Origin of the sequence: Caldalkalibacillus mannanilyticus JCM 10596, assembly GCF_000615945.1 — a bacterium.
Taxonomy (GTDB): domain Bacteria; phylum Bacillota; class Bacilli; order Caldalkalibacillales; family JCM-10596; genus Bacillus_AT; species Bacillus_AT mannanilyticus.
Genome location: NZ_BAMO01000010.1, coordinates 1 through 22,942, shown reverse-complemented (window position 1 = coordinate 22,942; position 22,942 = coordinate 1). Strand labels below are relative to the sequence as shown.

The window sequence follows — 22,942 nt, the reverse complement described above, 5'->3', positions numbered from 1 at the left end:
CTTTACTCAACCCCTCATGTTATCCATTATTCAGGACCATTCTTTTGTTCATCATTTCGGGATTTTTGAGTAAAGCCTCTATTCTTTGAATGATCTCAGTTGCTGGCATAAAACCTAAATCATAGGGATTACCAGAGGGATTCTGCGATGAATCTTTTGCCCCTTTGCCTGTCAGCACTCCTTGGATCGCTTGAGTTATTTTCTGACGATCATAGTCGACATTGATTACATTTCTCCCTTGTTCTCTATTCCTCTGACGCTGTCCAATATTAATGACAGGAAGAGAAAAGAAGGGAGCTTCAATCATTCCACTACTGCTATTACCCATAAGTAAATCAACTTTTGATAAGAAAAATAAGTAGTCCGTAGCTGGGATGCTATGAAAATAGCTTGCCTGATGTTCCTGAGCAAATTGCTGTATTCTTCTAGCAAAAACTTCTCCACCAGCATCGCTGTTCGAACCCAAAATAAAGATTTGCACATCGTGTAGGTTTTCCAAACTAGAAAGAGCCTCATCAATTTGTTCAGCAAATGAATGTTTAGCTTTGGAATCTGGGTGCATGACAAAAAGAATCTTCTTTTTGTTCGGATGAAGCTGATATTTTTCACTCATTAACTCCTTGGTCTGCTGATCCCATTGTCGAAGCTGCTCAATATCATGCTTGCGTAGAGATCCTACGGGTATGATTCTCCACTCTTCCTCCCCCATCGCTATCAAGTGTTGTTTTGAACGAATCGAAGATACAAAATGAATATGACTAAACTTAGAAATGGCATGTCGAACTAGATCATCTGCGGACCCACTTACCTCTCCACCATGCAAATGAAAGATGGGGATGTTTTGATAGTGGGCCGTAATGGCTGCTGCTAGCATTTCTCCTCTATCACCTAGTAAAAGAATTGATTTAGGTTTGATTTGTTCAAAAATTTGTGAGAAGTAGAGGAGCGCTAAGCCAAGAGATTGGGACATGGAAGAAGGAGAATCTCCCTTGACTAAAATGGAAGGAGTGCCCATAATCTCTAAAGAATCCTCACGTACCTCGTCAATCGTGTTCCCGTACTCATGAAGTAAGTGCATCCCCGTCACGATAAGAGAAAGCCGTATTGTTTTGCTTTGATTAAGCTCCAATAGTAATGGTCGATAAATCCCATAATCTGCCCGAGTTCCTGTAATACACAAGACATCGGCTTGTTGATTACCTGATATCATTCCAATGAAGAGCCTCTCCTTTCTGCTTTCTTGTCATTAATTTCTTCCCAATCACGTTGAAAAATTGCGCTGCTTCCATGTGGTGAGCAGGGCGCAAACATATCAAATCAGCTTCGGTAAGAATATGCCCTTGCTCCAAGGCTTTCGCCAAATAGATGCCTCGCCGAACTTTGGGTTTGGTTTCAGCCTCCGATGAAGTCACCTGCTTTACTGTACCTCCCAATGATTTTTCAATTTGTCTGATTCCCTCTACCATCTCTTTAAATTCTGTGGGAGTAAGAGAAGCTTCATGATCGGGTCCCTCAAGCGAGTGATCTAAGGTCAAGTGCTTTTCGATCAGCTTATAACCTAATGCAGCGGCGGCAATGGGGACATAAATCCCTTGTGAATGATCGGAATAGCCTATCTTTTTCACTTGGGAACCCTGAAAGGCCTTCCGATAGGTTTCAATCACCTTCAAGTGCAATTCCTCGAATGGAGCCGGGTAAGCAGAGGTACAATGGAACAAGGCAACCTCTTGATTTTCAGTTAACCAAGATAAAGCCTGTTCGATCTCACTCAAGGTAGACATTCCTGTTGAGAGAAGGAGAGGCTTACGGAAGGACGCGACTAGTCCTAACAAGGGCGCATTCGTAAGGTCCCCGCTGCCAATCTTAAAGGCAACCATGCCAAGCTTATGCAAGAAATGTGCACTTTGTAGATCAAAAGGGGTTGCTAGAAAAGTAATTCCAACCTGATCACAATAGTGCTTGAGCTCTCTAAAATCTTCCTTCTTCAACTCCAAGGCAGATAACATTTCCTTCTGATTACTCGCTTTAACCTTCTCTTGATAACCAGCTAATTCTGCTTGATCCGAAGCTAACTGTTCAGCAGAAAACATTTGGAACTTGACTGCATTCGCACCAGCTCTTTTTGCCTCTTCGATCAATTGTTTGGCTAGAATGATAGAACCATTATGATTCACTCCTATTTCAGCAATAACATACATTCCTGCTGTATCCAAAATTTCTTGAGCTCCTAGCCTCATTTTCATAACCTACCTTCCTTTCCATTCTCTAGTCCATATCTACTGCATTCTATTAGATTCCGTTCAGAACGGTCATAGTCACTTGAATTAAGTTTTTGATGTGCTTCAAAAATGCTCGTTTCACCTATATCAGGGAAGAATCTTGTACATATGCTAGTTGTATGTTAGCCAGAAATTAATGAACAGAAAGGTTGGGGAGAGCAATGATTCCAACTTTAAAGGAACTAGCCGCTTTTTACTGCAATAAAAAGATTGTTGTTACAGGAGGAACTGGCTCGATTGGCGAGAATATTGTTCGATCCCTGATACAATATCATCCAAGACAAATTATTGTTTTTAATAGAGATGATAGTAAGCAATATTTAATGCAAAAAAAATATTTACTAGAAAAAAAAATAAGCTATTATCTTGGAGATATAAGAGATTACCAAAGTGTGGAGAACGTGACCAAGGGAGCCGATATCGTTTTTCATGCTGCCGCCCTAAAACAAGTCCCTATCTGTGAAGAAAATCCCTATGAAGCCATTCGAACTAATATTGTAGGCTGTCAACATATTATTCAGGCAGCCATCAAAAACAATGTAGATACAGTCATTAATGTCAGCACAGATAAAGCAGTCAACCCTACAAATACAATGGGGGCAACCAAATTGATTGCTGAAAAACTGTTTAAGAATGCCAATAACCTATTAGAAAATAACAAGACCAGGTTTGCTTCCGTTCGATTTGGAAATGTTCTTGGATCGAGGGGCTCTGTGATTCCACTATTTCTGGATCAAGCAAGAACAGGACAGCCCATTACCTTAACTAGCCCAGAGATGACTCGTTTCTTTATGACCATCCCTCAAGCTGTGGAACTGATGCTTAAAGCGGGCTTTCTGTGTCAAGGAGGAGAAGTATTTATTTTTAAAATGAGCGCGATACGACTTGAAGAATTGATTCAAGCGATGAAGCTCTACTGTCAGAAAAAAGGCTGGCCTATTCCCACGGTGAAAGAAGTAGGTGTAAGAGAAGGGGAGAAAATCTACGAAGAATTACTATCCCTTCATGAACAGGGATTTCTAGCAGAAAATAAAGAAATGTACTTAATTCCACCTTCATCAGATTTAAGTTCTTATCCCGGCTTTCAACCTAGTACAACAACTAGCTTTCGTTCAGATACAACGAAGTTACATTCTGTTGAAGAAATTCTCTCAATCGTCGAAAAGCTGGATACGGATAAAGTGCGATGAGAGAACAGAGTTTTTTTATTTGGAGCTATTCTCTTCTTTTCTTAGAGTACTTTCATGGAGTAAGTTATCAAAATGTCCCACTTTCCCTTCTGCTCCTCAGGGATTTTCAAAAATGGTTAGAAAAACACAAAAAAACTCTTGGACTACCACAAGTCAAGAGCATAAACCGAAAAGCAAAAAAGAAATGGACTGCTCAGCTTCAACAGGCTTGCCAGCCTTATTTGCTTTCGAACCCAGCCAAAAAAATCCCTGCTCAAGGATGAATTTAGTTCGTGCCGAATTATTTTTTCTTACTCAAGATATGCCTCAAGCATGCCTTTACTTATCTCACAGCAAAAAAGAATACTTGAAAATGCTTCAAATCAAAAACTGTCGCCCCCTGATTCTCTTAAACGATATACAAGAGAAGGAAGTCAGCGATACTGAAGAACAAGAGATATGGAAACAAATGGAGCAAATCTGTTCATCTTCTAAGACTGCTAGCCTTTTTAAAAGCAAGGCTTTTAAGCAATGGTTGCTGAAAAAAGTACCACGTACTCTCAAAAGAATTCGTCAGATGCAGACACTCTTTTCTACGTACCCCATTACCAAAACGATTTACGGTTCAACGCTCAATCGGCATGGGGCACTCGTTACCTCCGTGGCTCAAAGCAAACAGCTATTTACCGTGAACATCCAACATGGTTTGGTCGGAGAGCTGGGGCACCTACCGCTTAATGCAGATTTACATCTAGTGTGGGGAGAGGCTGATGCTCGTTATCTAGAATCTTTCGGAGCTAATCGGCAGCAGCTCCACGTGTGTGGACCTGTTTTTATTCGTAATTATGAGGCAAAACATGTTCCTACAGAGCAAAATGAATCCTCTCCAAAGAAAATGAGAGTGTTAGTCGCCTTACAACCACTTGGAAGAGTATTCAATAGAAGAATGATTCAAATGATCGAAAAAGCTGCCAGTGGTGTTTCAGAGCCATTGATCATCGACTATAAGCTCCACCCTGATCAAGGAAAAGGAAAGAGATATCAAAGTCTTCTCTGTTCTCCTTTCTCGAAACTAATCCCCCATCATAAAGGAAATCTGCAAAGCTTACTGTCACAAGCAGATATCATCATCACTCACAGCTCCGCCGTCGCTTACGAAGGACTTTTACAAAATAAAGCCATTCTATTCTATGGCCCTCCGATTCCCTTTTACTATCTAAGAGGAACTCCTTTCTTTTTTCAAGACTCTCTCTGCTTACAGGAAGTGTTCGCTAAAGCACTTCAACGTCCTCAGTTTCTTGAGGAGCTTAGGTCAAGGTGTACTCTTATCGACCAGGGTGATCCGAACCGAGCCAAAGAAAACATAAAGGAAGTGTTGTTCAAATGATTGAAAAGCTTGGAGTGATAGGAACGGGGGGGCATGCAAAAGTGATCGTTGATATAGGGATCAGAAAGAATCCTGAGCAGTGGTTCTCTTTTTTTACTTCTAATATAGCCAAAGCAAGAATAACACATCCTTTTTTAGCTTATTCCATCTATCCCGATTCCCCTTCGGAGATTTCACAAAGAATGAAGGGGATATCGTTCTGGCATGTAGCTATTGGAGATCCTTTTATTCGTCAGGAAAAAGTAGATAGCATAGAAAAGCTTGGAGGTCTTTTGCACTCCATGATTCATGATCAATGTACCATCGCTACACAGACACGAATAGGGTCTGGAACTTCAGTGATGGCAGGGGTGGTCCTTAATCCATATGTCCGCATTGGAAAAGGTTGTATTATCAATACAGCCTCCAGTATTGATCATGATTGTCAGATCGATGATTTTGTTAATATTGGACCCGGTGTCAGAGTCGCAGGAGGTGTCCAGATTGGAAAACTGACGGAACTAGGAACGGGAGCGATCGTTATTCCCAATATTTCCATCGGAGCCTCCTGTATCATTGGTGCAGGTGCTGTTGTCACACAAAATATCCCCGACTATTGTGTAGCTGTAGGAGTTCCTGCCAAAGTGATTCGTCAGAATAAATAGCGAGCTTATTTGCATAAACGGCGTATCACACTGTATGTTAGAAATGGGACAATTTCTAAGGAATAGGACAACTCCACCCTTTCGTACTTTTTATGCGCATCAAAGCCATAAGGTCCAATATTACACACAGGCACATTAAGCGCTTTGATATCTTCTACATTTAAGCGATACTCCTCGCCCCAGGTTGGCATATTTCTGTCTAAGTATGCTAAGCTTTCATCATCATCACTGACTGCCATAAAGCTCATATCAGAAATATAGGGAAAGAATTGCCTAGAAAGAATTTGCTTCGGGTGATAGGGTTGTACATGATCAACCGCTGAATCTATAGCTTGTAGCAAACGGTTTCCTAGTACAGAATCCTCTGTAAATGCGACTCTAGGATAATAAATATTAGAGTAGAATAAGATGATAACAGGTTCCTTAGTCTGGTCCCATCTCCATATTTCATCAACAACACGACAAGAGAATTTGCGAATATCCATGTCAGGCTCCTTCATGATCTTTTCGCAAAGTTTGCCAATCTCTTTTTCAAAAGCTTCACCATGCTCTTCTTTCAGCCAAGTATAATACTTTTCGAAACTATATACTCTTGGCTTTATTTGAACCGGTTTATAAGGCTCACCACTTAGTTTACAATACAATTCATAACGCTCTGAATAGGTTCTGATAGCTTGTTCAAACGCTCTATTTGCATGGATCTCCAATCTATCAAGCACTTCTTTGGGTGACCATGAATGCACAAAAAAATTATAGTACACAAAAGCAGAAAGAGGTGTCTGAACATCATAAAAAGGCTTTAAATCCGTCTGTTTCAGAGAAACAGGCGGTAACGTCCATTCTCCATGCATCTCATCACTAAGCAAAGGATTATAATCAATTTCCTTCGTCAGCTCAGAAATAATAAGATTAGGATCAAAGCCCTCAAAAACTTGCCCTACATGTGTTTCTTTTCCCGCAATGAAAAAAGTAGGGAGAAGCTTCCCAACGGTTCCTGTATAAATATAGCGATTTTCATCCCCCTGAAATCTCGGTGAGGTATAATCTGAATTGATCGCTGCAATATATTCAAAATCCTCTCGATCCTTGATTCGCCGTAGATCCTTTAATGCTGAACGTATCCCATTGGAACTATCCTCTTCATCACACTCAATCAGAACAAGGAGATTTCCTTTTAGTTCCTTGGGATGCTCTGCAAAGTGCTTCAATAGATACAAATGGCTTGCCACACCGCTTTTCATATCAAGGCTTCCTCGCCCAAACATCCAATCTGAAGAAAGGGCATGCTCTCTTATTTCATTGGGCACTCCTTCTTTTTGGTATATTTCTTTTAAACGGTCAGGATCATTTGCTATCTCCTGCCACTTTCCAAAATCACTTGTTCCTACTGTATCCATATGTCCCATTAGGATAACGGTTTCATTCGATACAGTTGCCTCCCCTTTTACATAGGCGAGGACATTATAGCGATGTCTTGAATCATTATATGTTGTGCTTAATTCCACTTGATCTGGTCTTTCTTGAAAATAAGGTAGGGCGCTAATATACCGGTAGATATTTTCGGCAATTTTTCTTTCTCCATCTGTATTCACAATACTTGATTGGTGAATCAAATCCTTCAATAATTGTTCGATTTCCTGACGGTTTACTTGCATACACAACACCCCTTTTTTCTCTACTCAGATGAATCTACCCCTATACTACTCTTCTGATAATGGTGTGTAAATGCACAAATATTATGCAGCTATTGAGCGCTCATCAGCTGCGACAATTGATGCTGCCATTTTTCATCATCAAGAATGATTTGAAATGAAATTCTTCGATTTTTTCTTAATGATTCTTGATCTGTCCCTTCTGTCACTGGCTTATACTCAGAATAGCCCGTGGCAGCAAAGTACCTAGCATACTCATCCTGTGCTAGAATTGGATTCACCTGATGTAAGTATTTAACTACGGCAACGGCACGTTCCGTAGATAACGTCCAATTATCATAAGGAACCCGGTCCGTATGACCTTCGATCAGAATAATATATAAATACTCATTGACATCAGGATTCATCAATATTTTCTCTAAGGCATGAGCAAGTGGAAACAAGACTTCTTTGCCACGATCACTCACTTCAGCACTTCCCGTTTCAAACAAAATATCTCCTTCAATTGAGATTGTATTATTGGGTCCCCTAACCACTTGATCCTTTCCCACCTTCTCCTCCAGCTCCTGTTGAATCAGATCCGATAGATGTTTTTTGACCGAAGCTACTTTCGCCATTTCTCGTTTGATTTCACGTTGTTCATAGGCATCAAAGATACTTTGAACAAACGCAATAAGGGCGACAAAAAGCATGACAAGAACAATGGTTGACATCATATCTGTAAAAGACGGCCAGAATGAAGATGTTTCTCCTTCCTCTCGAAAATAACTTTTCCTTCCCTTCATCTTGCTTCACACCCCTCTTCTAATATCTACGTTCTCGTGCTATGGGTGAACGTGTAGCTTCAGGAGGATCATATCGTTGACTATGGTTTTGACTCATTTGGGAACGTCCCCATTCATACATACTGATCAAAACTTGATAGGTTTCATTGGTAAAGCGATTCAATTGCTGAAATTCTCGCTCTAGTACATGCTGAAGCGTGCCTAATTCCCGGACAATTTCACGTAATTCCTTATCTTGTCCTTGAGTGTTTTGACGCCCTAAATGCTTTTCTAGCAATTGTCCCCATTGGCTAGTCACCTCTCTCTTGAATCGCTCTAATCCATCTGCCCATTGTCGTTCTAGATTTTGTACTGCTTGACCAAAGGATTCCGCCGCTCTAGAAAACTGATCGTTCTTCTCTTGATACTTATAGGTCCATTCCTCTTGATTTAATTTCATATTTCTTTCATGTTCCGCATACCTTTCATGAAATCTGCGCTGAGATTCCTCCATCTGCTTCTGGAAAAACTGATACATTTCTTCTCCCTTACGTGCCGATTGCTGCATCATTTGATCCGATCGTTCAACGATACGTTGAAGCTGCTGATGTCCCTCCAAGCTTTTTGTTGTCAGTTGTTTTAATTCATGCTGTAAGGCTTGAATCTGTTTGGCTAATTGCTCTATCCTCTGAGCCACCTGAGCTTCATGCTGGTGAAAAGAAGAAATAGATTTTTCTAACACCTGACCAAATTGAGTTAGTTCAGAAGTTCCTTGATTAAATTGTTCTGTGAAATGAAGCGATTGCTCTACTACTTTTCCTAACCCTTCAACACTTCCTTCTAATTGATGAGTCATCTTAATAATCTCTGTCCCAAAGCGATCGACACTCTGGTCAAAGCTCTCCTTCACCTTATCTACTAAGCGATCCAATATTTTTTCCATTGAATCCTTCGGCTTTTGTTTTTGAACCAGCTGCTGTACCTGATGATCTAGCAGACTTTCACACTTTGTCAGGAATAGCTGCTTTAATTGAGCATAGCTAGGGCCTACACCTAGTTTAGAGAAGAGTCCTGACTGAAGGACATGAATCATAAATGCCACACCGATTCCAGCGATACTAGTAATAAAAGCAAAGCTCATCCCTTTGAAAGGCTCAGCAATAGCAGTCACAATTGTTGATACGGAGATCACCTCAGCTCCACTCTCTGTTCCTAATTGCAGGAGAGTACCTTGCATGGCAAATAAGGCGAGAGTAAGCCCAGAGAAGGTTCCAAGCAAACCAATAATAATCGCCCATGAGGGAAGCTGTGTCAGAACTCTTTCTACAACTCCTACAGGCAAGCGAAACATTCCAAATAAATAGATTTGTTTCTGGTAGACAATCCCCTCAATAATCGCCTGCGTATTCACTTGTTCAATTCCCTCTGTTCGATGTGTACTGTATTCGGAAATCATTTCTTCAAGCATATCGTCTGTTGCTCCTTGAGGGAGCTGAATTGGTTTTCTTTCCAGCCCTTTTACTTTCTCTAACCACTGCCGATAAAAATTGGCTAATTGCAGATTTCCCACCATGCCAATTAAACCGATCCATAGAATTAAACCTACCATGAGATAAAATGTATAGCTAAACTCCATTCTGTCCAACTCCTTTTTAGTGAAGAGAGTTTCATTGCTATCATTATATTCAGCTATTGTCCAAACATGAGGAAAAGCATAGAAAGAAAACAAACAAAAAAAGCTGATGGATAGTCCATCAGCTAACATTACGAAACAGATTCTTCTTCAACATCATATTTATCTTTCCATTTTTTATCTGCCATTTCTAAGGCATCTTCTGCTAGTTCTAAGGCATCTTTATATTGATACGTTCGAAAAGCAGATTCTGCTGCATCAATCGTTTCTGCAATGGTTGGGTTCATTCTGCGATAACGATTGGCATATTGAATATATAATTCAGCTCTCTCTGCTTGATGAATAATGGTTTTGGTCACTTGAGAAATCGATTCTACTTGAGCTTTTAATTCACGAAGCTGATACTGGACTCGAGTCATATCAATGGGAACCTTTCGCAGCTCCGTATATAGTTCCTGTAGCGCTTCCTCCGAAATTTCTAACCCTGTCTGCAAATGCTCAGGAACTCCAGGTAAATTGCTTTTTCTCAGATTGACTTTTACCTTCACAATCGTCTGTTTTATCTGTCCGGCTGTTTCTCCTGCCTTCACTTCATCCTCTTTTAGTGTGCTCAATATCTCAGCAATCTCAATAGCTGAACCATCGAACTTCTCCACTTTTTCTTGAAACGCCGTTAGTATGGGTTTTACTTGAGGATACGTTTGTTGTAGGTTCTCTTGATGGACTTGAAGCTCATCGTAAGCCGTTTTCAATTCCTCGTACACTGCTTTAATCTGTGTGAATTTCTCTTCCCATTCAGATTCCCAAGTGTAGGAATGTTTGGTATTCTCAATGTCTAGTGTTAATTGCTCAATTCTAGTAGTTATTTCATTTAGCAGGGGTTCTAAGGATTGGAAATATTGTAAAACAAATGCCTTCGATTCAACTTCCTCTTCCAATAAATGAAATAGATCCTCTATTTCTTGGAGTGTCTGAGCGATCCAATCTTGAGTTTCCTTAATTTGACCATTTTCTAAATACTGTACAACTTCTCTTTTTTTCTGGAGAGCTGTGATTCTCTCATGTACGGTAGTATGCTCTAAGACATAGCCCTTTTCTTTCATTTCAGCAACTGCATATTCTACTTCCTTGATTTGCTGCGGAATTCTGTTTTCTACTTCTTTTACCAGCTCAGGTATAACCTCAATGGCTTCTTTTATTTGTTGAAAAACCTCTTCAATCGCTTGCAGGATATCATTGGCACTAAGATAATCCCCACCTTCTTGCGCCTCATTGAAACTATCAAACCAGCCTGTTGCTTTTTTGAATTTTTCATACCAGAGTGGGTAGGAAACTCCTAGCAACAATGAATTTTTTTGTAGTAAGGATTTTATTTTTTGTAATTCTTCATGCAATTCCTCTACTTTAAAGCGATTGTTTTTTTCACTGGATGTCAGTTCGTCAATTTCTTGAATGATTCGATCTAATGAGTGCTCAATCCCCTCTAGACGAGTCTTTGTTTCCTTGATCAAGCCCTTGGCTTTGAAGAAACGATAGCTATCTGCATATTCATCAATATCAACAAGGGTTTCTTCGATATCAGGTAGGGTCACCGTAACAATTTCTTCCCATTCCCCACGCCATTTTTCAAATCTAGCTTCTGTTTCTCCAGCCATCTTAAGCCCTTTTACCCTTGACAATTCTGCTGTAAAGGGGCGATTCTCTAATTGAATTTTACTAGCTTCTAATTCATCAACCTTCTTTTTTAGATTTCGTCTAACAAGGAAGCTACCAGCAAAGGCGAGCAGAAGAAGAACGATACTATACATCGTGACTTTTCCCCATGTTGAGGAGCTTTCTTCCTCTTTCTCTTCATTCCCTTCCCCTTCTTGTCCACCAACGACGATGCCCGACTCTCGTTCTCTCTTAGCAGCAATGTTTTCTAGCTCTAATTCCACTGTGCGGATAAAATTGGTCACTGCGATCAAGGTTTCCCCTTTTTTGGCATACGACGAGAAAATGCTATTTTTCTTTGCGTCAATAATTTCATCGGTTAAACCTTTTCTAGTCATTTCGTTCCCATAAGCATAGTAAAGTTCTGCTTCAGTAACATCGATGACCAAAAGGGTGTCAGCCGTTCCTAAAGAATAATGTGCAAATAATTCCGTTGTGTATTCCGTTCCATCCTTCTCCAGCTTGTCCAGGAACACAACCGTATATGAATTCGATAAAGAATCAATATATTCGTGTAGTCTTTTTACTTCCGCTTTCTCCAGCTTTCCTGTGGAATCAATAACTAGCTGATCCCCTTTCTCTGGAAATTGAGCATAGACTGTATGTAAACTAGTAAATAATAGGCATAATAGAAGGATCGTTATCTTAAAAGTCAGCTTGTTCTTGGTCATACATCAAAAGTTCCTTTCTGGTTTTAACATTAATCTATACTATTCTAGTTTACGACATGAAATCCCTGCTATCGACAATAATTTTCTACAATTAAATTACTTTTTTCTTCTCTAATGTTAAAATAGTTTCAAGTTCTATTATACGAGCGAATATTTTTTGCGCAAGAGGAGGATTTACTTTGAAATGGGATGGACACACACATACCCCTTACTGCCCCCATGGTAGCATAGACCCACTAAAGAAATATATTGAACAAGCGATTTCGCAAGGCTTCGATTGCTATAGTATTACGGAACATGCTCCTCTTCCCAAAACATTTCATGATCCTGTTCCTCTTCAAGACAGTGCCATGAAATGGGAAGATCTAGAGAGTTATTTGAATGATTGCCAAAAGCTGAAAAAAGAATATGAAAAAGACATCCTGATCTATACAGGCTTTGAAGTTGACTTCCTGGAAGGGTATGAAAAGGAAACAACTGACTTTTTAAATGAGGTTGGTCCTTATGTAGACGATGCGATTCTCTCTGTTCATTTCCTACCAGTAAAAGGAACTTGGACTTGTGTTGATTATAGTCCTGAGCATTTTGAACAGGATATTCTAGCACCTCTAGGAAGCGTAGATCAAGTCTATCTCCATTACTACCAGACCTATTATAAAGCAGTCACAGCGGAGCTAGGGAAGTACAAACCACGTCGAATGGGACATCTTACTGTCATAGAAAAATTCAAAAAAAAATACCCTTCCATACAAAAGGATATCTGGTGGTCTCACATTCTATTTATTTTACAGGAGATAGAGCGCAGAGGCTATCAGTTAGATTACAACACGGCGGGTTTAAGTAAACCCTTATGCCAAGAGGTATATCCTTCTGCTGATATTCTAGTCGAGGCAAAAAAATTAAGAATCCCTTTTGTTTATGGCTCGGATTCACATCAGGCTAAAACAGTAGGTCTTCATTATGACCAATTTATCAAAGATTGTTTATAATCCAGTTTTCTATCTGTGTTAAATATCTCTGCTTGAACTCTTCACCATGAGGTTCTATATAATAAACCTCTCTAATGACCTGAGGCTGTAAAAAGGGCATATAGAGCATATTCAACAATTGCAAGACCACAATTTCTAAATCAGTGATCTGGTTTTTGGTACGATCGATGGCATGTTCGAGTAAGGACATGTAATAGTATTTTTCTTGACTCAAATACAAGGTCATTACTTCCCTTACTAGCATTGAATCCATCGTTAGCTCACGGTAAATAAACCGTGTCATTTGATAATCTTCGAATAAATAGCTGAAAGCGGATCTTACTGCCTGAATCAGATCCTCATGTGCTGACAGGGCAGAATCTTCTCTTTCAGCTTCTCTATGAATAGACTGAAAGTAACCCTCATAAAAGCGGACCATCAGCTGCTCTAACAGACCTCTTTTTCCTCCAAAATGATAGGAAATAAGAGCAAGGTTCACATTCGCCTTTTCTGCAATTTGTCTGACCGATGTCCCCTTGAAACCTTGGAAATAAAAGAGGTCAATAGCTGCATCTATTATTTTTTCCTTTGCCTTTTTATCTTCCACCTTTGGCATCCTGATCCCACCTTCACTTGCATTCCTTCTACCATTTTTATATTCGACACAAAGTGAATACTTCCTTTTTTAGGTCAAATGTTTCGAGATTAAAAAATGGAAGCTAATACAAAAAGTCATGTTTCCCTATGCGAACCGCAACGGGTTTGGATGCCATAAATGGACTCTTGCTGATTGTTGGATTATGAAAGAACAAGGCACCTTTGGTTGGATCTTCACCACCAATAGCTCTTTTCGCTGCTGTAATAGCATTGGTATCTGGCTCTAAGCGAAAGAAACTGCCATTTTGGACCGCTTCAAATTGATAATAAGGTCCTGTTTTTTCTACAATCACTTCGTAAATCGTATTCGGAAAATCTCTACTTTTTACTCGGTTAAGTACAACAGCTCCAACTGCTACTTGTCCAAGTAAGCTTTCTCCTCTTGCTTCGGCATGAATAATCTTCGCTAAAAAATAGACATCATTGGAGATACGATCTGCCGAACGACTTGCTAGACTTTGCTGAGCGACTCCCGATGAATTTAGTGAAACAACCTTCCTTGCCGGGTCCCAATGCACTTGAAGTCCTAAAGCTTCAGAAACAAAGCGTAAAGGAACCAATGCTCGATTCTGATGAATAAAAGGGGTCACATCAACCGTTCTTTTTACCTCATTCAGTCGGTATAAATGCGAACCAATCCATAATGTAATTTTGTTCTGATTCTGATCAATGGTTACTTTTTGTTGAGCCGAATCCCAATGAACATGCGCATGTAATTCCTCTGCAATAAAACGTATAGGCACAAAAACTCTGCCATCTTTAATGATACCTAAGTTCTCTGGTATCTCTAAGCGTTTTCCATCCATTTGAATTGTAAATTGGTTATTGGCTTCAACACTATCGATAGGAAGAAAGTTTGCTAGAGCAGAAAGAATACAAACAATGATCACTGCCCAGATAACTTTATTTCCATATCTCGTGTTCTCTACCATCTAATCCCTCCCATCTCTTTTTCACTGTCCCATCTTACCATGGTTATGTGAAAAAAAGGGGAGGGAGTGACTGGAAATCAAAAAGGAAGCTCGAAACCCTATCCCTCGAGCGCCTGTTTCAGATCATTGATAATTTCTTCCACTTCTTCTAATCCTACGGAAAGGCGTATCAAGGAGTCAATGATCCCCATTCGCTCTCTTTCCTCTTTTGGAATACAAGCATGAGTCATCGAAGCTGGATGCTGGATAAGAGATTCAGCGTCGCCTAAGCTAACGGCAATTTGAATCATGTTTAAACGATTGATAAACTCCTGAGCCTCTTTCTTTCCTCCTGCCAATTCAAAGCTAATGACACCTCCAGAGCCATTCATCTGCTCTTTTGCTAATTCATACTGCGCAAAGCTTGGTAGACCAGGATAATATACGGCTGTAACCTTTTCATGCATTTCTAAAAACTCAGCTACTTTTAGCGCTGAAGCTGAATGCTGCTCCATTCGAATCGGAAGGGTTTTCAGTCCTCTGATTAATAACCAAGCATCAAAAGGACTTAAAACAGCCCCAATATCCTTTAGCGACGTTCTTTTTAAATCAGTAATATATTCTTTCGAACCACAGACCACGCCCGCGATGACATCTCCATGCCCTCCAATATATTTAGTGGCACTGTGTAAAACAACATCGCAACCTAGCTCGATAGGACGTTGTAAATAGGGACTTAAAAATGTATTATCAACCACTGTTGTCATGTTATGTTCCTTCGCTAAGGATGAAATTGCTTTTAAATCTACCACTCTGATTGTTGGATTTATGGGTGTTTCTATATAAAGAAGCTTGGTTTCCGGCCTAATAGCTTCTTTCACCTTTTCAAGATTTGTCATATCAACCAAAGTAAACTCCACATTAAATTTCTCTTTCAGCATACTAATCAAACCAAAAGTACAACCGTACATCCCTTCGGAGCAAACGAGGTGATCACCGCTTTTCACCAAGCCTATAATAACAGCAGAAACTGCACCCATTCCTGAACCAAATGCAAGCCCTGCTTCTGCTCCTTCTAAAGCCGCCATTTGCTCCTCAAAGATCGCTAATGTCGGGTTGCCTAATCGTGTATAAATATATCCGCTCTCCTCACCAGCAAAGCGAGCTTCTCCTGCTTCTGCATTTGGAAAGACAAATGTAGAGGTTTGGTAGATTGGGGGAGTTAAAGAACCATGTTGTTCCTTCATCATATTTTCCATCCTTTTGTTTAAAGTATCATGATTTTTTTATTCCATTTTTCTTGATCAAATATCTGTATAAAAGTATATGTCTTATGAGGGCAGCTTGACGCAATGCTCCTGGGTAATTAATTCATTGGGTACTTCTATTTTCATTCTTAGTAAATTAGAGCCGAATGACTTTCCTAAATTATCTGTTCTAAGAGATGAAGGCGCTCCTCCACCTAAGGCATCCTCTAAAACAAATTTAAGACCATAGATTGAATCCACCTCATAACGCTCGACATTTCCTTCCACGAGAGTAGAGAAATGTTCTTTCACCCGCTCTGCTGTTACCTCCCGTTTGAACACTTCGTACATTTGAGCTGTTTTGGCAAACAAGCCAAGATCACACGTATTCCCTTTGTCTCCTGAACGAGCTTGAGCCACATATCTCAATTGAATCAATGGCATCCTAGACAACCTCCTTAACATTCGTCGTTATTTTCGATTCCACTTCTTCTCTCGGAATAAGAACCGACCACAAACCCAAGAGCTGTCTGACTGAAAACATATTAGCTAATCCACCGACGAAAGGAGGTCCATTCAGAGCTAATGGAGGGAATAATCTACCAAATTGAGCGGCTTCTTCTTTCGTTTCTGTATGCACAGCCACCCTTAAATAAATCTCATTAAGCTGTTCTTCATCGACAGGCGTGGCTAGCGGACCATGAATGGAGTTATAGCCAATATACTCCGTATGAATATCCTTCACTTGGATCTCGTATAACTCCATTTGTTTACGAACAATCTCATCTGCCTTGCGTGCCTTAGAAAGAGCATCTGGCCAAGAATAGCCTATCATTCCCTGCCCCATATACCCATTAGAATACCCCATTATGGCTTTTAAAGTCGGCGGTTTTGGTTTTCCTTTTACTCCCGATACCTTTACCTTATTTTCTCCCACCTGTTCAAATTTCGTTCCAGAAAAGTCGGCAATCACATCAGGGGTAATATAGTGACTTGGATCATGAATCTCATATAAGAATTGTTCCTTCAGGGTATCAATGGACACTCTCCCTCCTGTCTGTTCTGGCTTGGTGATATAGGCGGTTCCATCTTCATACACTTCGGCTATAGGATAACCAACCTTCTCTAGTTCAGGTACATTCCACCAATCTCCACTGAAGTTCCCTCCAGTTGCCTGACCTGAGCATTCCATCAGATGTCCTAACAAAATTCCTTGAGCAAGTAGATCCCACTCGTCTTCTTTCCACCCCAGTTCATAGATAAGGGGAGCTAAAAACTGAGCTGTATCCGTTGTTCTTCCTGTGATCACAATATCCGCGCCTTGCTTTAAGCATTCTACAATCGGCCAAACACCTAAATAGGCACTAGCGAACAAGATCTCATCTTTTGATTTGGTAAAAGCGTCACCCGTATCATAATCAGCCAAAGAAATTCCTTTTTCTTGAAACTCATCTAAATAGGGATAGATATTATCTCCAGTAGCTATTCCTACTTTAATTCCATCGATGCCCATTTCCTTGCAAATCCTGATGACTTCATCTCGTGCTCCTTCGGGGTTAATTCCACCTGCATTGGTGATGAGCTTGATTCCTTTTTCTTTGACATAAGGTAATAGGTTTTTAGCGGTAACAGTTATATCTTTGGTATACCCTTTTGAAGAATCTTTTTGCTTATCTTTTTGCAGAATAGCCATCGTCAGCTCTGCCAAGCAGTCAAAGCTTATATATTGAACATCTCCATATTTCGCCATATTTAATGCTCCATAAATGGTATCACCATAGAAGCCTTGCCCCGCTCCAATTCTTACTTTCTTCATCCTCGAACCTCCCATCAAAATATGTAAACGCTTTCTAAAAACTTCGACTGAACGCTCGCTCATGATAGGCGCTTAACATAATACATCTTTATTATATAGAATAATCTAGAAAAAAAGAAGAGCCTTTTCACTCTTCTTTTTATATTTATAGGAAATATTTACTCAGGCACCATAATCACCTTGTTTTTTCCTTCTCTTTTTGCTTTATATAAGGATTGATCTGCATATTGGAAAAGAATTTCCGTTGATTTCTCCGCTTCTTGCTTTTTCCACTGTGATAAACCACAGGAAATCGTCACACCTGGACTCGTTTCCAGATTAACCCTTTCCCTAATTCGATCCGCGATTTCAAAGGCATGATAGATATCTATATTGGGTAGGTAGATAGCTAACTCCTCTCCTCCCCAGCGTGAAGCAATGTCAACTTCACGAATGCTTGATTTCATCACATTGGCAACCTGAATAAGAATGTCATCCCCTACTTGATGACCAAAAGAATCATTGACCTTTTTAAAATTATCGATATCAATCAGGATAAAGGAACCATAAAGATCTTTTTGCTGAGAAAGCATGATTTTTTGGTCTAAATAATGTCGTGTAAATAATCTTGTCAGCGTATCTGTGATAACAAAACGATTGAGATCTTCATGCAAAAACGAATTGACAAAAGAGAATGAGGCATGATGAACAAAGGTTTTAAGCAAGCGAAATTCATTATAGGAAAAATAATTCGCCTGTGAATGAGTAAGAATGATCTGACCGATCACTGTATTATTATTTAGCATTGGGACGATCACTAAAGAAGAATAAGAAAGGGGTTCCTGCTCTCCAAATAGCTTCTTTTCAGGCTGCTCTGGACAAAAAGCAATGTAAGGCTCTTCTGTTTCATGCACCTCTTGGATCAGCGTATTCTCCTTTAGCTCCAGAACTTCTTCCTTCGTTTGAGGATTAGTGCTGGCAAGTACCCTATATTTATTCTTATTGTTTTGATAGCTTAAGAAATAAATACATTCTGGTCGAAGCATTTCATTGATCTTGGAGATAACAAAGTCTACATTATCATCCACATTTAAAGAACGGCTCAGTTGTTCTGAGGTTTCCGTAATTAACCTAAGTTCATTAATTAATTGCTTGGATTGCTGGAAAAGCTGCGCATTCTCTAGAGCCACCCCAACGGTATCTGCGATAAGAGAAAGAACCTCTTTATCGGGATCTGTTGCCTGTTCCACCAAAGAGAGAAGCTGGAGGACTCCATAGCTCCCTTGCTTACCTCTTAACGGAACAGATAAGGCTCTCTTTCCTTCCAAGTGATAAAACAGAATCTCACCATGAATATAGGCTTCCGTATTATAATCGCGTGCCTCCTGCTTAAAATTTAAGTATTTCACAGGAAAATGCTGATTATAATCATGAGATAACCAAATAAAGGTGTCATAGTCTGAAAAAAGTTCTTTGGCACTAGAATCGACCACACACAGCACTTGATCCACATCAATTGATGAGAGGATTTTTTTACTCAAGTCAAACAAAATCTCATGTTTTATTCTTTTATTTTCACATTGTAATATAGTTAAAAGCGCACGTTTTATACTTTCTAAATAGGCTCTAATGATCTGTTGCTCTCTATGACTTACTTCCTGTGGAGAACATAATACCCCAATGGTAACATGTTCTTTGCTCCCTTCATTCATCTCCATCTCGAACTGAATCTTAAATCCATCCTCCCTCATATGGCTAATCTGCTGATGTAATTCAAGCAATGATGACTTATGTATCCCCATGTGAGCTGAAGATGAGTTCGAAGGAGTAAAAACTTGTTCATTGATGATCAAAAAAAGAAGAGATTCAGAAAAAGTAAAAGTTCTAGTATGCAATTGCTCTTGGTCTATAAATTGTTGTATAAACTGTTCCATCTGAGCATTCATAGCTATACTCCTTCTTGAAATTAATAGACCCTTCATTTAATTAACTAGGTAAAGTATCTACTCATATTATAATTCATATCGGTAATGATTGTAACATTTTTGTTTCTATTTAATATAGAAAAAACTCTTTTTGTATAAGAATCGACTTGACTTTATATTCTAATTAAAGATAAAATATAATTTGTGAATAAATTGAAAGATAGCTTGGGTAGTCAATGTGTGAGCCCTCATCATTTTGTTCCTCTATAGATGCGGCTGTCCTAGAGGTGCATCTCGTAGCTCTTGCTATCAGGGTGAAGATGTGTGAAAACAAAATGAACACAGCGTTGAATGACCACTTGTTATTTTTCCATTTCATCTTTTTAAAAATGGAAGGAGTTTTTTTATTATGGCACGTTATACAGGCCCAACTTGGAAATTAAGCCGTCGTCTAGGGGTTTCTCTTAGCGGCACAGGAAAAGAATTAGCAAAGCGTCCTTACGCACCAGGACAACATGGTCCTACTCAACGCAAAAAGTTAAGTGAGTATGGAATTCAATTACAAGAAAAGCAAAAGCTTCGTCATATGTATGGAGTAAACGAGCGTCAATTCCGTCGCATCTTCGATGATGCTGGAAAACGTACAGGAATCCTAGGTGAGAACTTCATGATCTTACTTGAATCTCGTTTAGATAACCTTGTGTATCGTTTAGGCTTAGGACGTACTCGTCGTGCAGCACGTCAATTAGTAAACCATGGTCATGTTACAGTAAACGGACAAAAGGTTGATATTCCTTCTTTCCGTTGTAAAGTGGGCGATGTCATCTCTGTTCGCGAAAAAAGCCGTGGTCTAGATGTTATTAAAGAAGCATTAGATAATCGTGCTTTCTTACCAGACTACGTAACATTTGATGAGAAGAATTTAGAAGGTACATTTACTCGTCTCCCAGAGCGCAGTGAGCTACCTGCTGAAATTACAGAATCTCTTATCGTTGAGTTCTACTCTCGTTAATAACAAACGCTTCTCAGAAGCTTTAACCCAGCAAAACCTTCCTATAGGTCTTTGCTGGGTTTTTACTTTTTTACTTGATTAGCTCCTCACGTTCCCTTGATTGAAGCATTAATTCCCTTTGAAAAATATATGTTTAGCTGCTATTTTTGGACCAAGCTCTATCATCCCAAATGAGTAATTCTTCTGTCCTTTTTTCTTGTTTGTCGGGGAGCCAGGATTAAAAAGAAGTGTATGAGCATGACGAGCATAGTAAGGAAGATGCGTATGACCAAAGATAATCATATCTACTCTTTCTGTAGCAAATGACTGAATACATCTTTCGATAGTATCCTTGCGCTTCCCACCATCTCCATGAATCACTCCTATGTTATAATCCCCTAGAGAAAGAATGATTTTTTTATCAAAATGTTTCCGAATGCTTTCATCATCATTACTACCATAAACTCCTTTAACGGGAGCCAGTTGTTTTAGTTGATCATAGACCTGAATATGATCCCAGTCTCCAGCATGAATGATCAAGTCTACTCCTCTCAATCCTTTAACTAATTTGGACGGGAGATGAATTGCCCGTGTAGGAATATGGGTGTCAGAGGTCACTCCAATGAGCATGATGAATTGATCCCTCCTTTTTCTTACTTCAGAAAGGTAGAGTGTATATCTTATACTATATTCACATGATAAAAAATCGGCTTGTATGATTACCGCACGTAAACAAAATAAGGGACTTCCACAGAAAATACTCTTTCTGTAGAAGCCCCTTCTCTCTTATATGATCTTCACAAACTTTCTCTTTCCTACTTGAATGATCATCTCAGGAACCACTGTAATCTCCTGATTGATATCCCCTATCTTTTCTTCATCTATCTTAACGGCTCCCTGTTGAACCATACGTCGTCCTTCGCCTTTCGAAGGGACAAGACCTAGTTCTGTAATGAGATCAATGATCTTAACGCTCGATTCTCCTTCCCATTTCACTTCAGGAAGATCGGTGGGAAGTGCTCTCTGTTGGAAAACCGTTTTAAAGTGCACTTCTGCCTGTTCAGCCGCCTCTTCACCATGAAACTGCTGTACTAATGTTCTAGCTAATTTCATTTTGGCATCGCGAGGATGAATGCGTCCTTCTTGGATACCTTCCTCTAGATCCTTTAACTCTTCTATAGAGATCGGAGTCGCTAATTCAAAATATTTCACCATCAATTCATCAGGAATCGACATGGCTTTGCCGTAGATTTGATTAGGCTCCTCATCAATTCCAATGTAATTGCCTAAGCTCTTACTCATCTTTTGAACCCCATCTAACCCTTCAAGGATGGGAGTCATCATAGCAATTTGCAGTTCTTGTCCATATTCTTTTTGCAAATGTCTGCCCATCAGCAAGTTGAACTTCTGATCCGTTCCTCCAAGCTCTACATCACACTCTAAAGCAACTGAATCATACCCTTGCATTAAAGGATAGAAGAACTCATGAATACTAATCGGCTGATTGCTTGCATAACGCTTGGAGAAATCATCTCTCTCCAGCATACGCGCTACCGTCATCGTTGCTGATAACTGCACGACCTCTGCAAAATTTAACTTACTTAGCCATTCACTGTTATAGCGCAGCTCTGTTTTGGACATGTCTAGGATTTTACCATATTGTTTGACATAGGTTTTGGCATTCTCTTGAACATCTTCCTCTGAGAGCTGTTTTCTGGTTTCTGACTTTCCTGTAGGGTCCCCCACTCTCGCTGTAAAATCACCTAGTAGAAGCTGAACCTGATGACCTAAATCCTGAAATTGTCGCAACTTATTAATCACTACTGTATGACCAATATGAATATCTGGAGCCGTGGGATCTAATCCAAGCTTCACCTTAAGAGGCTTTCCTGTGGCAACAGATCGTTCCAGCTTCTTTCTAAATTCATCTTCAGGAACAATTTCGACAACTCCTCTTCTTAAAATTTCTAGCTGTCTTTCTACTTCTTGTTTCTGTTCCAGAGTTAATGCTTGTTCTTCACTCATGTTAATCACCTTTCCCTTTTCTTCAGCTCTGACTCCCAAATAGGAACACAGAACAAAATAAAAAACCCGCCCCAAAAAAGGGACGAGTTGAATCGCGGTACCACCCTTGTTAGAAAAGAATCTTTTCTCACTCAAGGAAAATAACGGTTCTCACCGATTGTAGCTACTTATGATGGATTCACTACAATAACTCCTGATGGTAATTCGTCTAGAACCCCAGTATCGATTCTCACCTACCATCGACTCTCTAAAAGCTAAGGCACTAGCTACTTTCATCATTCATTGTTTTTGTCATTATATTAAAATTTAATTAATAATCTAACACGATTGAACTTAGATGTCAATGCACAATTTAGTTATCCATGTCGAATGATAGTGGTATAATATGTCTAAAAAAATGTTTCTAATCACGAATTATGCTATAATTATAAAGTGATTTTAGGGGGGATACATACGATGGATAAAAAATCATCAGACCATAAACCAACCAACCCAGCAAAACCAAAGCGTC

General features: G+C 39.6%; 19 protein-coding genes and 1 other annotated feature. Of the genes, 5 read left to right on the top strand and 14 right to left on the bottom strand.

Translation table 11 applies throughout. From position 1 onward, the window contains the following. Nucleotides 1–19: 19 nt before the first annotated feature. Both neuC and JCM10596_RS07605 read right to left on the bottom strand, forming a co-directional pair. A complete protein-coding gene (gene neuC, locus JCM10596_RS07610) occupies nucleotides 20–1,210 on the bottom strand; it encodes a UDP-N-acetylglucosamine 2-epimerase (RefSeq protein ID WP_025026601.1) in 1,191 nt (396 codons plus the stop codon). Continuing rightward, the gene (locus tag JCM10596_RS07605; protein WP_025026600.1) at nucleotides 1,197–2,243 is read right to left on the bottom strand and encodes an N-acetylneuraminate synthase family protein; all 1,047 of its coding nucleotides are present in this window, start codon (nucleotides 2,241–2,243) and stop codon (nucleotides 1,197–1,199) included. Before JCM10596_RS07605 ends, neuC begins: the two co-directional genes overlap by 14 nt. Nucleotides 2,244–2,440: 197 nt before the next feature. On the opposite strand from JCM10596_RS07605, the gene JCM10596_RS07600 reads away from it, so the two are divergent. The 3 genes from JCM10596_RS07600 (at nucleotide 2,441) to JCM10596_RS07590 (ending at nucleotide 5,479) form a co-directional block, all read left to right on the top strand. Beyond that, nucleotides 2,441–3,469, top strand: coding sequence for an SDR family NAD(P)-dependent oxidoreductase (locus JCM10596_RS07600; protein ID WP_034680853.1), 1,029 nt, complete (start codon nucleotides 2,441–2,443; stop codon nucleotides 3,467–3,469). Nucleotides 3,470–3,581: 112 nt separating this feature from the next. Continuing rightward, on the top strand, nucleotides 3,582–4,835 hold the full coding sequence (locus JCM10596_RS07595) for a CDP-glycerol glycerophosphotransferase family protein (protein WP_025026598.1): 1,254 nt from the start codon (nucleotides 3,582–3,584) through the stop codon (nucleotides 4,833–4,835). Continuing rightward, a complete protein-coding gene (locus JCM10596_RS07590) occupies nucleotides 4,832–5,479 on the top strand; it encodes an acetyltransferase (RefSeq protein WP_025026597.1) in 648 nt (215 codons plus the stop codon). Before JCM10596_RS07595 ends, JCM10596_RS07590 begins: the two co-directional genes overlap by 4 nt. A gap of 5 nt (nucleotides 5,480–5,484) precedes the next feature. On the opposite strand, the gene JCM10596_RS07585 is transcribed toward JCM10596_RS07590, so the two are convergent. The 4 genes from JCM10596_RS07585 to JCM10596_RS07570 all read right to left on the bottom strand — a co-directional run bounded on the left by JCM10596_RS07585 (nucleotide 5,485) and on the right by JCM10596_RS07570 (nucleotide 11,912). Beyond that, on the bottom strand, nucleotides 5,485–7,134 hold the full coding sequence (locus tag JCM10596_RS07585) for a M20/M25/M40 family metallo-hydrolase (protein ID WP_025026596.1): 1,650 nt from the start codon (nucleotides 7,132–7,134) through the stop codon (nucleotides 5,485–5,487). Nucleotides 7,135–7,223: 89 nt separating this feature from the next. Next, nucleotides 7,224–7,916 (bottom strand): OmpA/MotB family protein, encoded by a 693-nt coding sequence (locus JCM10596_RS07580; RefSeq protein WP_025026595.1) that lies wholly within the window; start codon nucleotides 7,914–7,916, stop codon nucleotides 7,224–7,226. Nucleotides 7,917–7,935: 19 nt separating this feature from the next. Continuing rightward, on the bottom strand, nucleotides 7,936–9,531 hold the full coding sequence (locus JCM10596_RS07575) for a hypothetical protein (RefSeq protein ID WP_148302533.1): 1,596 nt from the start codon (nucleotides 9,529–9,531) through the stop codon (nucleotides 7,936–7,938). A gap of 128 nt (nucleotides 9,532–9,659) precedes the next feature. After that, nucleotides 9,660–11,912, bottom strand: coding sequence for a septation ring formation regulator EzrA (locus JCM10596_RS07570; RefSeq protein ID WP_025026593.1), 2,253 nt, complete (start codon nucleotides 11,910–11,912; stop codon nucleotides 9,660–9,662). A gap of 179 nt (nucleotides 11,913–12,091) precedes the next feature. On the opposite strand from JCM10596_RS07570, the gene hisJ reads away from it, so the two are divergent. After that, nucleotides 12,092–12,901, top strand: coding sequence for a histidinol-phosphatase HisJ (hisJ, locus tag JCM10596_RS07565; protein ID WP_025026592.1), 810 nt, complete (start codon nucleotides 12,092–12,094; stop codon nucleotides 12,899–12,901). Here the strand turns inward: hisJ and refZ are convergent. The 6 genes from refZ to JCM10596_RS24460 all read right to left on the bottom strand — a co-directional run bounded on the left by refZ (nucleotide 12,885) and on the right by JCM10596_RS24460 (nucleotide 19,436). Beyond that, the gene (gene refZ, locus JCM10596_RS07560) at nucleotides 12,885–13,496 is read right to left on the bottom strand and encodes a forespore capture DNA-binding protein RefZ (protein WP_025026591.1); all 612 of its coding nucleotides are present in this window, start codon (nucleotides 13,494–13,496) and stop codon (nucleotides 12,885–12,887) included. The genes hisJ and refZ overlap by 17 nt on opposite strands. Nucleotides 13,497–13,599: 103 nt before the next feature. Continuing rightward, nucleotides 13,600–14,469, bottom strand: coding sequence for a stalk domain-containing protein (locus JCM10596_RS27620; protein ID WP_025026590.1), 870 nt, complete (start codon nucleotides 14,467–14,469; stop codon nucleotides 13,600–13,602). A gap of 98 nt (nucleotides 14,470–14,567) precedes the next feature. Continuing rightward, on the bottom strand, nucleotides 14,568–15,698 hold the full coding sequence (megL, locus tag JCM10596_RS24465) for a methionine gamma-lyase (RefSeq protein WP_234410436.1): 1,131 nt from the start codon (nucleotides 15,696–15,698) through the stop codon (nucleotides 14,568–14,570). A gap of 81 nt (nucleotides 15,699–15,779) precedes the next feature. Continuing rightward, nucleotides 15,780–16,139 (bottom strand): AtuA-related protein, encoded by a 360-nt coding sequence (locus tag JCM10596_RS07545; RefSeq protein WP_025026589.1) that lies wholly within the window; start codon nucleotides 16,137–16,139, stop codon nucleotides 15,780–15,782. Between the two features lies 1 nt (nucleotide 16,140). Then, on the bottom strand, nucleotides 16,141–17,511 hold the full coding sequence (locus JCM10596_RS07540; RefSeq protein WP_025026588.1) for an acyclic terpene utilization AtuA family protein: 1,371 nt from the start codon (nucleotides 17,509–17,511) through the stop codon (nucleotides 16,141–16,143). A gap of 158 nt (nucleotides 17,512–17,669) precedes the next feature. Further along, nucleotides 17,670–19,436 (bottom strand): sensor domain-containing diguanylate cyclase, encoded by a 1,767-nt coding sequence (locus tag JCM10596_RS24460; RefSeq protein ID WP_025026587.1) that lies wholly within the window; start codon nucleotides 19,434–19,436, stop codon nucleotides 17,670–17,672. Nucleotides 19,437–19,824: 388 nt separating this feature from the next. On the opposite strand from JCM10596_RS24460, the gene rpsD reads away from it, so the two are divergent. Continuing rightward, nucleotides 19,825–20,427: a 30S ribosomal protein S4 gene (gene rpsD / locus JCM10596_RS07530; RefSeq protein WP_025026586.1), complete on the top strand. Its 603-nt coding sequence runs from the start codon at nucleotides 19,825–19,827 to the stop codon at nucleotides 20,425–20,427. A 108-nt stretch (nucleotides 20,428–20,535) separates the two neighbouring features. Here rpsD and JCM10596_RS07525 read toward each other — a convergent pair whose 3' ends face one another. Further along, nucleotides 20,536–21,036, bottom strand: a complete 501-nt coding sequence (locus JCM10596_RS07525) for a metallophosphoesterase family protein (RefSeq protein ID WP_025026585.1) — start codon at nucleotides 21,034–21,036, stop codon at nucleotides 20,536–20,538. A 156-nt stretch (nucleotides 21,037–21,192) separates the two neighbouring features. Further along, nucleotides 21,193–22,431, bottom strand: coding sequence for a tyrosine--tRNA ligase (gene tyrS, locus JCM10596_RS07520; RefSeq protein WP_025026584.1), 1,239 nt, complete (start codon nucleotides 22,429–22,431; stop codon nucleotides 21,193–21,195). Between the two features lie 75 nt (nucleotides 22,432–22,506). Further along, nucleotides 22,507–22,723 (bottom strand) — a binding site (T-box leader). Nucleotides 22,724–22,942: the final 219 nt, after the last annotated feature.

Bases quoted from the DNA above. Each gene is read 5' to 3' on its own strand.
- JCM10596_RS24460 (WP_025026587.1), bottom strand. From the start codon at position 19,436: ATGAATGCTCAGATGGAACAGTTTATACAACAATTTATAGACCAAGAG.
- JCM10596_RS07575 (WP_148302533.1), bottom strand. From the start codon at position 9,531: ATGGAGTTTAGCTATACATTTTATCTCATGGTAGGTTTAATTCTATGG.
- JCM10596_RS07595 (WP_025026598.1), top strand. From the start codon at position 3,582: ATGGTTAGAAAAACACAAAAAAACTCTTGGACTACCACAAGTCAAGAG.
- rpsD (WP_025026586.1), top strand. From the start codon at position 19,825: ATGGCACGTTATACAGGCCCAACTTGGAAATTAAGCCGTCGTCTAGGG.
- JCM10596_RS07600 (WP_034680853.1), top strand. From the start codon at position 2,441: ATGATTCCAACTTTAAAGGAACTAGCCGCTTTTTACTGCAATAAAAAG.
- neuC (WP_025026601.1), bottom strand. From the start codon at position 1,210: ATGATATCAGGTAATCAACAAGCCGATGTCTTGTGTATTACAGGAACT.
- JCM10596_RS07570 (WP_025026593.1), bottom strand. From the start codon at position 11,912: ATGACCAAGAACAAGCTGACTTTTAAGATAACGATCCTTCTATTATGC.
- JCM10596_RS07590 (WP_025026597.1), top strand. From the start codon at position 4,832: ATGATTGAAAAGCTTGGAGTGATAGGAACGGGGGGGCATGCAAAAGTG.
- megL (WP_234410436.1), bottom strand. From the start codon at position 15,698: ATGATGAAGGAACAACATGGTTCTTTAACTCCCCCAATCTACCAAACC.
- JCM10596_RS07605 (WP_025026600.1), bottom strand. From the start codon at position 2,243: ATGAAAATGAGGCTAGGAGCTCAAGAAATTTTGGATACAGCAGGAATG.
- JCM10596_RS07545 (WP_025026589.1), bottom strand. From the start codon at position 16,139: ATGCCATTGATTCAATTGAGATATGTGGCTCAAGCTCGTTCAGGAGAC.
- JCM10596_RS27620 (WP_025026590.1), bottom strand. From the start codon at position 14,469: ATGGTAGAGAACACGAGATATGGAAATAAAGTTATCTGGGCAGTGATC.
- refZ (WP_025026591.1), bottom strand. From the start codon at position 13,496: ATGCCAAAGGTGGAAGATAAAAAGGCAAAGGAAAAAATAATAGATGCA.
- tyrS (WP_025026584.1), bottom strand. From the start codon at position 22,431: ATGAGTGAAGAACAAGCATTAACTCTGGAACAGAAACAAGAAGTAGAA.
- JCM10596_RS07585 (WP_025026596.1), bottom strand. From the start codon at position 7,134: ATGCAAGTAAACCGTCAGGAAATCGAACAATTATTGAAGGATTTGATT.
- JCM10596_RS07540 (WP_025026588.1), bottom strand. From the start codon at position 17,511: ATGAAGAAAGTAAGAATTGGAGCGGGGCAAGGCTTCTATGGTGATACC.
- JCM10596_RS07525 (WP_025026585.1), bottom strand. From the start codon at position 21,036: ATGCTCATTGGAGTGACCTCTGACACCCATATTCCTACACGGGCAATT.
- JCM10596_RS07580 (WP_025026595.1), bottom strand. From the start codon at position 7,916: ATGAAGGGAAGGAAAAGTTATTTTCGAGAGGAAGGAGAAACATCTTCA.